At 59.6% G+C, this 11908-nt stretch carries 13 protein-coding genes; 11 read left to right on the forward strand and 2 right to left on the reverse strand.

Annotation, left to right across the window (positions count from 1 at the left end):
- Positions 1 to 189 precede the first annotated feature (189 nt).
- The 6 genes from ACZCED_RS16585 (at position 190) to ACZCED_RS16610 (ending at position 4779) form a co-directional block, all read left to right on the forward strand.
- Positions 190 to 570, forward strand: coding sequence for a NifB/NifX family molybdenum-iron cluster-binding protein (locus tag ACZCED_RS16585; protein WP_462969394.1), 381 nt, complete (start codon positions 190 to 192; stop codon positions 568 to 570).
- Positions 571 to 673: 103 nt separating this feature from the next.
- Positions 674 to 1033 carry a NifB/NifX family molybdenum-iron cluster-binding protein gene (locus tag ACZCED_RS16590; protein WP_462969393.1) on the forward strand — a complete coding sequence of 120 codons (360 nt, stop codon included), beginning with the start codon at positions 674 to 676 and terminating at the stop codon, positions 1031 to 1033.
- Between the two features lie 487 nt (positions 1034 to 1520).
- Complete coding sequence (locus tag ACZCED_RS16595) at positions 1521 to 2396, forward strand: pirin family protein (protein WP_464861229.1); 876 nt, start codon at positions 1521 to 1523, stop codon at positions 2394 to 2396.
- Positions 2393 to 3199: an FRG domain-containing protein gene (locus ACZCED_RS16600; RefSeq protein ID WP_464861230.1), complete on the forward strand. Its 807-nt coding sequence runs from the start codon at positions 2393 to 2395 to the stop codon at positions 3197 to 3199. The genes ACZCED_RS16595 and ACZCED_RS16600 overlap by 4 nt, the downstream gene beginning before the upstream one ends.
- A 36-nt stretch (positions 3200 to 3235) precedes the next feature.
- Positions 3236 to 4234, forward strand: a complete 999-nt coding sequence (locus tag ACZCED_RS16605; protein WP_464861231.1) for a YhdH/YhfP family quinone oxidoreductase — start codon at positions 3236 to 3238, stop codon at positions 4232 to 4234.
- Positions 4235 to 4482: 248 nt separating this feature from the next.
- A complete protein-coding gene (locus ACZCED_RS16610; protein WP_462968559.1) occupies positions 4483 to 4779 on the forward strand; it encodes an antibiotic biosynthesis monooxygenase family protein in 297 nt (98 codons plus the stop codon).
- Between the two features lie 15 nt (positions 4780 to 4794).
- On the opposite strand, the gene ACZCED_RS16615 is transcribed toward ACZCED_RS16610, so the two are convergent.
- Both ACZCED_RS16615 and ACZCED_RS16620 read right to left on the reverse strand, forming a co-directional pair.
- Positions 4795 to 6036, reverse strand: coding sequence for a bifunctional alpha/beta hydrolase/OsmC family protein (locus ACZCED_RS16615; protein ID WP_464861232.1), 1242 nt, complete (start codon positions 6034 to 6036; stop codon positions 4795 to 4797).
- Between the two features lie 341 nt (positions 6037 to 6377).
- Entirely contained in the window at positions 6378 to 6740 is a 363-nt protein-coding gene (locus ACZCED_RS16620; protein WP_462968557.1) for a SpoIIAA family protein, read from the reverse strand.
- 198 nt (positions 6741 to 6938) lie between these two features.
- On the opposite strand from ACZCED_RS16620, the gene ACZCED_RS16625 reads away from it, so the two are divergent.
- The 5 genes from ACZCED_RS16625 (at position 6939) to ACZCED_RS16645 (ending at position 11881) form a co-directional block, all read left to right on the forward strand.
- Entirely contained in the window at positions 6939 to 8006 is a 1068-nt protein-coding gene (locus tag ACZCED_RS16625; RefSeq protein WP_464861233.1) for an LOG family protein, read from the forward strand.
- A 109-nt stretch (positions 8007 to 8115) separates the two neighbouring features.
- On the forward strand, positions 8116 to 8727 hold the full coding sequence (locus tag ACZCED_RS16630) for a penicillin-binding protein activator LpoB (RefSeq protein ID WP_462968555.1): 612 nt from the start codon (positions 8116 to 8118) through the stop codon (positions 8725 to 8727).
- 26 nt (positions 8728 to 8753) lie between these two features.
- Positions 8754 to 10079 (forward strand): COG3014 family protein, encoded by a 1326-nt coding sequence (locus ACZCED_RS16635; protein ID WP_462968554.1) that lies wholly within the window; start codon positions 8754 to 8756, stop codon positions 10077 to 10079.
- A 157-nt stretch (positions 10080 to 10236) separates the two neighbouring features.
- Positions 10237 to 11238, forward strand: coding sequence for a hypothetical protein (locus tag ACZCED_RS16640; protein WP_462968553.1), 1002 nt, complete (start codon positions 10237 to 10239; stop codon positions 11236 to 11238).
- 55 nt (positions 11239 to 11293) lie between these two features.
- A complete protein-coding gene (locus ACZCED_RS16645) occupies positions 11294 to 11881 on the forward strand; it encodes an LPP20 family lipoprotein (RefSeq protein ID WP_462968552.1) in 588 nt (195 codons plus the stop codon).
- Positions 11882 to 11908: the final 27 nt, after the last annotated feature.

Below are 11908 nucleotides of genomic sequence, written 5' to 3' on the forward strand. Positions count from 1 at the left end.
ACTTGCCGGTGGTCGGTCGCGTTCCCTTCGATCAGGCCTTCACCCGGGCCATGGTGCAGGGGAAGACGCTGCCGGAATTCGACGGCACCGGGCCGACGGGTGCTCACCTGAAGCAGGTATGGGAACGGATCTTGATGACACCGGCCATGAGGGCCGAACAATGATAACGGAAAGGAGAAAGTGACTGACATGGAAAAAGGAAGAATCGCCATCCCTTCGATGGAAGCGGGTGGTCTCGACGGCAAACGGGCGGGGCATTTTGGCCATTGTGACACCTTTACCCTGGTGGACGTGAAGGATGGCGTCATCGAAAAGATTTCCACCATCCCCAACCAGAATCACGTTCAGGGCGGCTGCATGGTGCCGGTGAACCTGCTGGCGGAAAATCAGGTCAATGCCCTGATCGTGGGCGGCATTGGTATGCGTCCGCTCATGGGATTCCGTCAGGTAGGCATCGATGTCTACCACGACGACCGGCGGCAGGATATCCGGCCGGTGGTGGAAGACCTGATATCGGGACGCCTGACCATGATTGCCGACGATCAGGTCTGTGGTGGCGGCGGACACTGAGTGTACGTCCATGGCAGAGGTCGCCGTTTTTCTTCACACCCGAAACGGTGAATGCTAAACCTACGGACGTAGACGATAAACCCTCAAAGAGGGAGGAAATTCGATGAAAATTGCCGTTACATCCACGGGAAAGGATTTGGATTCCCCCATGGATCCGCGTTTTGGCCGGGCGGCCTATATTCTCATTGTCGACGCCGACACGTTGACGGTCGAGGTCCTGGACAACACCGAAAACGTCAACGCCTTCAAGGGCGCCGGGATTCAAGCCGCCACCATGATCAGTGACAAAAAGGCCGACGTTCTGCTCACCGGTTACTGCGGCCCCAATGCATTCAAGGTTCTAAACGCCGCGCGGATCAAAGTCGGTGGTGATGTGAGCGGTTCGGTTCGTGAAGTGGTGGCGGCCTTTACGGATGGAAAAGTCAAGCTGACGTCCGAACCCAATGCCGAAGGGCATTGGTAGCCCCTGCCACCGCGCCCTACCGGAGGCACCGACCACTTTGGTCTGAAAGCGGCGGATGCCGCCGGCAAGAGTAGGAACTGATCGGCGTGCCCGGCGCCGGCTATGGCCGAGGCCAGGGGGTCGGCCAGGGCGGCACCCTCGACCAACCGGTATATCCGCCTGGTCAATATTCCATCAAACACGCCAATCGGGTTTGCCGGGCGTTCCGTCGACTCTTTTGTGATCCAAGTCAATTTTCCCTGCCATGCTTTTTCCCGCGTTGGAAGACAACTATTTGACGGTAGTGCTTCTTTGCACTATTTTAGTCGATACCGACCCAAAAAATGACCCATGACCAGCGTTTTATAAACCCCTCGTTCCCGGCGGTGGTTTTGTCCGTGGATGGCATGCCCGCTGCCTGTGCGGCCGGATTCGGGGCGATCGATGCGATACCGGAAAAACGGCCGGTCGTCCGTGAGGCGATCCGGGCCACACGAAAGGCGTCACCATGAGTGTCCTGAGAAAGCCCCGACGAACGACCCAGAGCCAGCCGGTGATCGAGGGAGCCGGCGTTCATCTCAAGCGGGCCTTCGGCCACAGCGAAGCTCCCGGATTCGATCCGTTTCTGTTGCTTGACGATTTCCGTTCTTCTCGTCCCGAACATTATCTCAAGGGTTTTCCCTGGCACCCCCACCGGGGCATGGAGACCATTACTTACATGTTTGACGGCTCCGTGGCGCATGGTGACAGCATGGGCAACACGGGAACCATCGGACCGGGAGACGTGCAGTGGATGACTGCCGGCAGCGGCATCGTCCATCAGGAAATGCCCCGGGGCGACGCCATGGGCAAAATGGGAGGATTTCAACTGTGGGCCAATCTTCCTGCTACGCACAAAATGATGGCCCCGCGCTATCAGGAAATTCCGGCCCGTCAGATTCCCGAGGTAATTTTGGACGGCGGAATTCGCGTCAGGGTGGTCTGCGGCCGGGTGGGTGATGTGAAAGGGCCGGTCACCGACATCGTCATCGACCCCCAATATCTGGACGTGTCCATGCCGCCGAACACCCGTTTCAGCCATGCCGTCACTCCGGGATACACGCTTTTTGCGTATGTCGTGGCGGGTCGAGGCGGTTTTGCCGAGACGGTTGACACCCCGGCTCTGGAGAACGGCACCCTGGTGGCCTTTGCAGACGGCGATCGTGTCGCGGCAGCCACCGGCGACGATGCTTTCCGGTTCCTGATGGTCTCCGGCAGGCCCATCGGGGAACCGGTGGCCTGGCAGGGGCCCATTGTCATGAACACCCGGGTGGAACTGGAGCTGGCGTTTCAGGAATACCGGGATGGCTCGTTCATCAGGCACAGCGCCGGGAGCCCCCAATGATCGACGCGTCCGAACGAAGCAACGATGTCCGGGTGGAAAGCTGGTGCGAGCTGTGCGAACGACTCTACGACAACTCCTGGCAGGACGCGCTCTTGCGCTTCCGATCCAACTATGCCTTCAGGGGGCTTTCGGACACGGCCTACGACCTGAAGACCAGTTTCATGCGGCGATGCGGCGCCCACTCGCATTTAGAGTACCACCTGCTGCGTAATTTCAGCAAGTATGCCGAGATGCCCTGGACCGGTGAAAACGCCTCGAACTGGCGCTGGATGACTGTGGCCCAGCACCACGGGCTGCCCACCCGTCTGCTGGACTGGACCTATTCCCCGTTTGTGGCAGCCCATTTCGCCACGGCGGACACGGATCATTTCGACTGCGACGGCGCCATCTGGTTTGCCGACTACGTCAAGATCAACAAGATGCTGCCCCATCCGCTTTCTGACGAACTGGTCAACGTCGGGGCCAATGCCTTCACCCTGGAGATGCTTGAACATGCCTTGGGCGACATCAAGGGTTTCGACGCCCTGGGCGATGATTTGGTGCTGTTTTTCGAGCCGCCGTCCATCGATGCCCGCATCGTCAACCAGTTCGCCTTTTTTTCGGTCATGTCCAGTCCCACCGCGCAGCTGGATCTGTGGCTGGAGCAGCATCCGGATATTTGCGGCCGGATCATCATCCCCAGGGAACTCAAGTGGGAGATCCGCGACAAGCTTGACCAGGCCAACATTACCGAACGCACCCTGTTTCCCGGACTGGACGGCCTGGCTCTGTGGCTTAAGCGCCAGTACACCCCCCGGACCTGAAAGTGTTCACACTTATAGCCAAAGGAGATACGCAGGATGACATCTGAAACCTTCAACGCGTTGGTCGTCGAGGCCGGCGAAGACAAAACCTATGTGCGGCAAATCCAAAAGAGAACGGTCGGTGACCTGCCCGACGGGGATGTGCTCATTCGGGTGAACTACTCCTCTTTGAATTACAAGGACGCCCTGTCGGCCATCGGCAACAAAGGCGTCACCCGCAGCTACCCCCACACGCCGGGCATCGACGCCGCGGGCACGGTTGCCGACAGCCGGGTAGATGCGTTCAAAAAGGGGGACAAGGTGCTGGTGACCGGCTACGACCTGGGCATGAACACCTCGGGCGGATTCGGCCAGTACGTGCGGGTGCCGGCCGGCTGGGTGGTGCCGCTGCCCGAGGGCCTCACCCTGAAAGAGAGCATGATCTTCGGCACGGCCGGTTTTACCGCCGGCATGGGCATTCTTTTTCTCACCGAACGGGTCAAGCCCGAAGACGGCCCGGTGCTGGTCACCGGCGCCACCGGCGGGGTGGGCAGCATTGCCGTGGCCGTGCTGGCCAAGCTGGGATTTACGGTGGCGGCCGTCACCGGCAAGACGGCCGAAGCGGCATTTCTCAGCGGCATCGGCGCGTCGCAGATCGTATCCCGGGAGGAGGCCGCCGACACCAGCGGCCGGCCGCTGCTCAAGGCCCAGTGGGCCGGTGTGGTGGACACCGTGGGCGGGGAGATCCTGGCCACGGCCATCAAATCCACGCAGCCCTGGGGCACCGTCACCTGCTGCGGCAACGTGGCCTCGCCGAACCTTTCGTTGACCGTCTTTCCCTTCATCCTGCGCGGCGTCCGGCTGATCGGCATCGACTCCCAGAACTGCCCCATGGATGTCCGGCTGAACGTGTGGAAACACCTGGCCAGCGCCTGGAAGGTCGAGGGCCTGTCGGACCTGTGCAAGGAGATCGGCCTGAACGGACTGAATGAAAACATCGACCTGATCCTGAAAGGTCTGCAGAAGGGACGCGTGGTGGTCGATCTGGGTGAATGACCTACCCGTTCAGCTCCCCCCATGCCTATATGGGACATTTTTCAAGGCGGAGGCTTTCAATATCCGTTTGACAATCCGTTGATATCGTCATTAAATGAAGTGAATTACCTTTAAGTCCGGCAACCGGTCATCCTATCCATCGATCTCATTTAGCGCCGTTTCCTCTCAATTGCCGGTAAATCAAATTGCAGCTCATCCACAACGAACGATTGCACGCGTCTTCACCCCACAGGAAAAAGGAGGCTCCCATGAGTGTCAAAGTCCTTATCACCCGCACGGTTCCCGGAGACAAAGGCAGGCAAATGCTTCAGCTGTTCAGGGAGATGCGTTCGCTGGCCACGGCCCAGCCCGGCTACATCTCCGGCGAAACGATGAAAAGCAACGACCGTCCCGATGTGTTCCTGGTCATCAGCACCTGGGAATCTGCCTCGGATTGGGAAAAATGGCTGCTGAGCAAGGAGAGACAGGCAATCCAGGAGAAGATGGATGCCTTGCTAGGCGGCAAGACCCACTATGAGATGTTTCACTACGGCTTACGGGAGTGATGGCGGTCTCGACGATTAGGCATCCTTCTCATCCGTCGGTGATTTCTCCGTAGTGACCACATCGATTTCGCTGCGAAGTGTCCGGTGCACCGGGCAGCGGTCGGCAATTTCCATCAGCCGCTGTCGCTGTTTCGCCGTTAGGGACCCGGTCATATCGATCACCCGTTCGATACGATCGAGCTTGCCCGTCCGGGTCTCGCCGTCGCGGCAGTGTACCGCATTGACCTTGCGGTGCACCAGTGATACCGTGACCGTCTCCAGCGGCCATTCTTTCCGATCGGCAACCATCCGCAGGGTGATGGCCGTGCAGGCACCCAGCCCCGCCGCCAGCAGATCGTAGGGCGACGGTCCGGTATCGGTCCCCCCCATATCGGCCGGCTCATCGGCAACCAAACGGTGGCTGCCGGCCGTGATTTCGGTCCGGTAACCGTTCCTGCCGATGCGGGTGACCACCCGGTGCTCACCCGCCGGGGGCCGGTCCGCTGTCTTCTCCCTGGCATCGATATACCTGGCGGCCCATCCGGCAATCACACTGCCCGCATACTCGGCATCCGCCGGCCGGCCCAGCATGTGGTCGGCGGTGTCCAGCGAGATGAAGCTCTTCGGGTGCTTCGCCGCCTGGTAGATCCGGGCCGCATTGTCGATGCCGACCACCTCGTCCACAGGCGAGTGCAGGACCAGCAGGGCACGATTCAGCTTCGGCAGCACCTCCATCATGTCCGCCCGGTCCAGGTCTTCCAGAAACTGGCGCTTGATTCGAAACGGCCGGCCGGCCAGTGTCACCGACGCCTCCCCGCTTTTTTCTATTTCCTCGCGGGCATTGCCCAGCAGATGCTGGACATGCGCCGGGTCGAACGGCGAACCGATGGTCGCCACCGCCTTTACGCCGGGCAGATGACCGGCGGCCTTGAGGCAGGCGGTGCCGCCGAAGGAGTGACCGACAAGGATTTTCGGCGCTGCGTATTGCGCCTCCAGATATCCGGCGGCAGTGATCAGGTCGGCTACGTTGCTGGAGAAGGTCGTATCCGAAAAATCGCCTTCACTGTCTCCCAGGCCGGTAAAGTCGAACCGCAGCACGGCGATACCCCTGCGCGTCAAGGCATGGCTGACAGCCGCCACGGCCTTGGTGTGTTTGCTGCAGGTAAAGCAGTGGGCAAAAATCGCATAGGCGTCCGGGGCTGCCCCCAACGGCAGATCCAGCCGCCCGGAAAGGGTCTCGCCGTCGACATTTTGAAAAGTGAGCGTCTTGAATTTCATAGGTTATCCATTGCCTTGTATTCATGCAGATGAAGCGGGATCAACCTCTGCAAGCCAATTAACAGGAAACAAAACGTTGCCTGAACCAAATCTTAGGCAAATAACAAATTACACAAGGACAGAAGTCAACAGCTGATAGTGATTTTGATTTCCTATTTATAGAACGGACTTCAAAATTAAGCTACCATTGACGAACTCGTAAACACTTGTTTTCCAGACGGATTCGCAAGAAGTCCGAGATCAAGGCTTGCAAATCCCGAGAAATGAGGAGTACTTATGGTACTTTGCAGTGACGAGGGATGAAGCGTAACGCAGATATCGGACTTCTTACGAATCCGTCACTAGTCGCTCTGGATCCATCGGGTCACCTCATCCACCTGCGTCATTTCGAAAAAATCCATGCGGATACCGCTGAACAGGCTGAAAATGCCCACCCATGTATCCTTCCAGAACCGGTCGCACACGACGGCCACCTTGTCGATGGCGTGGTCGTAAATCCTCAGGAATCGCAGGTCATCGTAAAAATCCTCGGCACTATTGAATGAAGGATAGTGACGCATGACCAGCACCAGGCGAACACGGCCCAGTTCATTCACCGCTTGGTCCATATCCTTACAGATTGCCTTGTATCGGGCCGCGCGGATCTCCGACCGGACGTCGAGGGTCAGCACGTTTCCTGCACGGGTAAACGCTGAAAACTGCATGGCGAGTCTCCCTTGTTTCGTTATTACTGCATTATAATCACACTTAATGGCGTTGTAACATCCTCAGCCGTCTTCCGACCGGACGTCGGTGACAGGCAACCCGGTGCTTGCGAATCCTGAAAAAACGGTTACAATGGTTATTTTATAGTGAGTGACTGGCCAGAAACGAGTTAACCTTTATCACAAGGAACCCATTTGATGCCGGATAGCAGCAGCAAAAGCTCGTCCCAACCCGTGGTCCTGCATTTCACACGCACCAACGGCCCGGTGGACGATGCCATCGACGGGTTGATTGCGCAGGTGGGCGACGTCGCCCACCCGGACATCGTGCGCGAAATCATCCTGGCGGGGCTTAAGGCCGGTCAGGAGAACGGCGGTCGCGCCGACCTGAAGCTGATGAACTCATCCATGAAGGAGATGCGCTTTACCGCCAAAGTCTTCAGTCCCTACCGAAAGGTACGCAAAGTGACCGTGTTCGGCTCGGCCCGGACCCGGTCCGATACGCCCTTGTATCGCATGGCCACGGATCTGGGGAAAAAGCTGGCCGATGCCGGGTTCATGGTGATTACCGGCGGCGGTCCCGGGATCATGCAGGCGACCAACGAAGGGGCCGGTCCGGAACACTCCTTCGGCGTCAATATCCGCCTGCCCTTCGAACAGAAGCCCAATCCCGTGCTGGTGGGCAATCCCCGCCACATCACCTACAAATATTTTTTCAACCGCAAGGTGGCCTTTTTAAAGGAGGCCGACGCGGTGGTCCTGTTCCCTGGCGGCTTCGGCACCCTGGATGAGGCCATGGAGTCAATTACCCTGCTGCAGACCGGCAAACTCTATCCACTGCCCCTGTTTTGCATCGACGAACCGGACGGGACGTACTGGGATCATCTGTTCAGTTTCCTTGACAACGAACTCTCCGGCCACGGCTACATCTCACATGACGACTTCGGCCTGATCGAGCGGGTGACCCGTCCCGAGGATGCCGTGGCCCGGATCCGTCATTTTTACTCGCGGTATCACAGCCTGCGCTACGTGGACGACCAGTTGGTCATGCGCATGTCCACGCCGCTGGACCCAGAACATGTGGACGCGCTGGAAAAAGCGTTCGCTGACCTATTAATTCCCGGAGGCAAGATGCATCTGTCCGGCCCCCTTGACGATGAAATCAACGAACCGGAACTGGCTCATCTGTCCCGGTTGGTGGTGGATTTCAACAAGCGGGATTTCGGACGGCTGCGACAGCTGGTGGATGCCATCAACGATTTGTAAGCGGGGAAGAGAGCGCCGGGATGCATATTCCATCTCCGGCCGCAGCGATGGTCAATTCTTGCCGAGACCCCAACTGTTAAAAAATTGCAGCATGAGGAGCGATTCAGGCATGTTCGAGAACACCGTGTGGAAAAGAATGTGGATAACCCTGGCGGTTGGCATGATGCTGGCCGGTTGCGCGTCGGTAAAAGTGGATCGAATGGACGTCGACCAGACCGTGGATCTGAGCGGCCGCTGGAACGACACGGATTCCCGATTGGTGTCCGAAGAGATGATCAGCGACGTCCTTTCCCGGCCCTGGATCGACCGCTACCGGGCCGGCACGGGCAAGGACCCGGTGGTGATCGTGGGTTCGGTGCGCAACCGCAGTGACGAACACATCAACACCCAGACATTCGTCAAGGACCTGGAACGCGCCCTGATCAATGCCGGCGAAGTGGAATTTGTCGCCGGCAGCAGCCAGCGCACAGAGGTTCGCGAGGAAAGAAAGGACCAGGCGGCCAACGCCTCCGAAGCAACAGCCAAAGCGGAGGGCGAAGAGCTCGGTGCCGATTTCATGCTTCAGGGGTCCATCAACACCATCTCCGACCGGGTCGAAGGCAAGGAGGTCAAGTACTACCAGGTCAACCTGGAATTGATCGACATCCAGAGCCAACGCAAGGCGTGGATCGGCGAGAAAAAAATCAAGAAGCTGGTCAAGCGCAGCCGCTTCGGTTTTTGAGTCGGACACCATCTTTGCAGGCCCGTATGCCCTATCTGCTGCCCATCGTCATGATCTGCCTGATCGTCTCCGGCTGTGCTGGCGGCAATGTTTATTCCCGGCTGGACCACAATCTGGCAAGCGGTGACTGCCCGGCGGCGATTGCCCTCATCGACGAAAGCGATGGTGCATACGGCAGCAACCAGCGGCTGATCTACCTGCTGGATGCGGCCATGGTAAACATGCAGTGCGGGAACCTCGATGCAGCCCAAGCCCACTTTCGCAGAGCCGAGGACCTAGCCGAGCGACTATGGACCGAGAGCATCTCCCGCAATGCGCTTTCCCTGGTGACCAACGACAGCCTCCTGGCTTACGCCGGCGAGGATTTCGAGCGGGTGATGATTCACCTGATGTCCGCCATCGGCTTCCTGCAGGCCGGCCAACCTGACGAGGCCCTCGTGGAAGCCCGGCGGTTGGATACGCTGCTGGCGATTTTCAACGACAAATACGAAAAGAAGAACGTTTACAAGGAGGATGCGTTCGCCCGATACCTGAGCGGCATCCTTCACGAGGCGGACGGCGCCTGGGACGAGGCCTTCATCGACTACCGCCGGGCCGTTGCGGTCTACCGGGAGGACTACCGGGCATACGGCACGGCCCTGCCGGAAATGCTGATGGCGGACCTGGTGCGGGCGGCGTGGGCCGTTGACCGCATGGCGGACATCGAAGGCCTGGTTTCCGCCGATCAAAACCGCCAGTCGCGCCGCTTTGACGACGCACCGGACCAGGCCAAGCTGGTGTTCATCACATTCGCCGGGTATGCGCCCCAGAAAGTTCAGGACATGGTGGTGATCCCGACCCCCCATGGCCCCGTCGGCGTTGCCTTTCCGCGAATGGTGGTCACACTGCCCCGCTGCAGCCAGGGTCGCCTGAATCTTTATGGCCCCGACCAATTCTTCGAGTCGGACCTGGTGCTGGTGGAGGACATCAACCGCATCGCCGTCAAGAATCTCGAGGACCGCAAGGGACGAATCCTGGCCAAGGCGATCGCCAGGGCCGCAGCCAAACAGGTGGCCATACACAGCATCGCCCGATCTAGCGACAACCGCAACGATCAGCGGACCATCGAGGCGATCCTGAACCTGGTCAATATCCTGCTGGTGGAACGGGCGGATACCCGCAGCTGGCGAACCCTGCCCGGCCGGATTTACATGACCCGGATGGCTGTCCCCGCCGGCGAGTATACGGTCGAACTCGAGGCATGCGGCGCAACCTGGTCCGACTTCGATGCCCTGATCGTGGAGCCGGGAACCACCCGGTACCTGTTCCGGGACCTTCGCTACCCGGTTCCGCCACGGGTTGAACCGCGATAGCGAGCGCATTCCTCGCCGCTTGCGGCGGGGTCAGCGAGCGAACTGAAAATAGACTTCATTCCTTACGGTGAACCCTCCCTGCGGCTTGCCGCGGGGAGGGTTCAATCGACACAATAGCGGCGCTTTCTCGATCACAGCCGCCCATGGGAGAATACCGATGAAACGACTGCAACGGATGGTCCTTACCCTGGTCATGCTGGCGGCCGCCGGTTGTGCGGGATCGACACCTGACGAAATAAAACCGGAGGCGGAATCGTTTCCCGACGACCGGTTCCTGACCGCCGAGGCTGCCGGGGCCACCGAAGGGGAGGCCAAACGGGCGGCAATGGCCGAACTGGCCGCTATTTTCGAGTCCCGGGTCTATGCCCGGACCGTCCAGCAGGCCACCTCGTGGATGGGGGAGGGCCTGCCGGAGCAGTTTGACAGGCAGGTGGAACAGACGGTTCGCATCCATACCGACGTTCAGTTGAAAGGCGCCCGCATCGGCAGCGTCCGGCCGGATGACGCCGGCGGCGGATTCCGGGCACTTGCCGTATTGGACCGACGGCAGGCGGTGGGTCGGTGGCAGCGTGAGTTGGCGGAAACCCGGCTGACCATTGACGGCCAGATGGAAGCGCTTGCCGGCGTCAAGGGACGGCTTTCGCGGCTGGCGGCCCTGAACCGCATCACCGCACTGATGGTTCGCCAGGCGGTCATCGAAAACCGGCTTTCGGTTCTGGGACGTCCGGTGATGCCTGGCCTCGACGATCGCTCGGACATTATCGCCCAGCGCGAACGCATGGCCCGTGACGTTTCCTTGCATGTTCAGCTGGAAGGCAATCCGGCGCCGCCTTTCACCCGGCGTCTCAATGCCCTGCTGTCCGGCGATGGCTACACGCTTACGCCCTACCGGGATGAAGCGGCCGGCCTGATCACCGGAACGGTCCGTGTGGAGCCCCTGGACCTGGGCAATCCGGATGTACGGTTCATCAGGGCCATGGCCGACGTTCAACTGCTGGATATGGACACCGACGGGCAGATTGCCAGCTTCGACGAAAGCGTCAGAAAAGGCCATGTGAACGAAGGTGAAGCGGCCCGCCGGGCCGTGGAAGGCGTGGCGGAGCAGGTTGAACACAAGCTTGTGCGTGCCCTCAGCACCCTGGGTGTGGCGGCCGAATAACCGCCGGCTCAAGAGCGTCGACAACCGAAATCAAACCTATTTTGCAGGAGGCATCATGAAACGAACACTGATCGTCCTGACTATGCTGTGCCTGGCCCTGGTGCTGGTCCTGGCAGGCTGCGGCAAGAAGGTGAAGAAGATCGACAACGAACGCTTCGAAAAAGAGTACGAGTATGCGCCGGATTGGGTATTGGCTCAGACCAGCGGCAACGGATTTCATGCCGTGGGATCGGCCCGCATCGGCAAGGGCGGCATCCAGTTCGCCCGCACCGAGGCACTGGCCAACGCCCGCAGTGAACTGGCCCGGCAGGTGTCGGTCAAGGTCCGGGGGCTGGTGAATACCTTTGCCCAGCAGACGGGTCTCGGCGACGACCAGACCATGGATGCCTTTTCCAAGCAAGTCTCCAAACTGGTCACCGACGAGACGCTGGCCGGTTCCCGGGAAAAGGACACGTGGATTTCCCCCAGCGAAGATATCTATGTGCTGGCTGTTCTGGAAACCGTGGAGGTAAAGGAGAGCATCCGACGGCAGGTGATCTCCGGCTATCAGCAGGACAGCGCCAAATGGCAGGAGTTCAAAGCCAAAAACGGCAATGAGGAACTCGACGCAGAGATCGAAAAGGCCTTCGGTGGGGGAAAGTGACCGGCCGGATGCCAAATAGCCGTTGGT

This window comes from Desulfosarcina sp. (assembly GCF_055467485.1).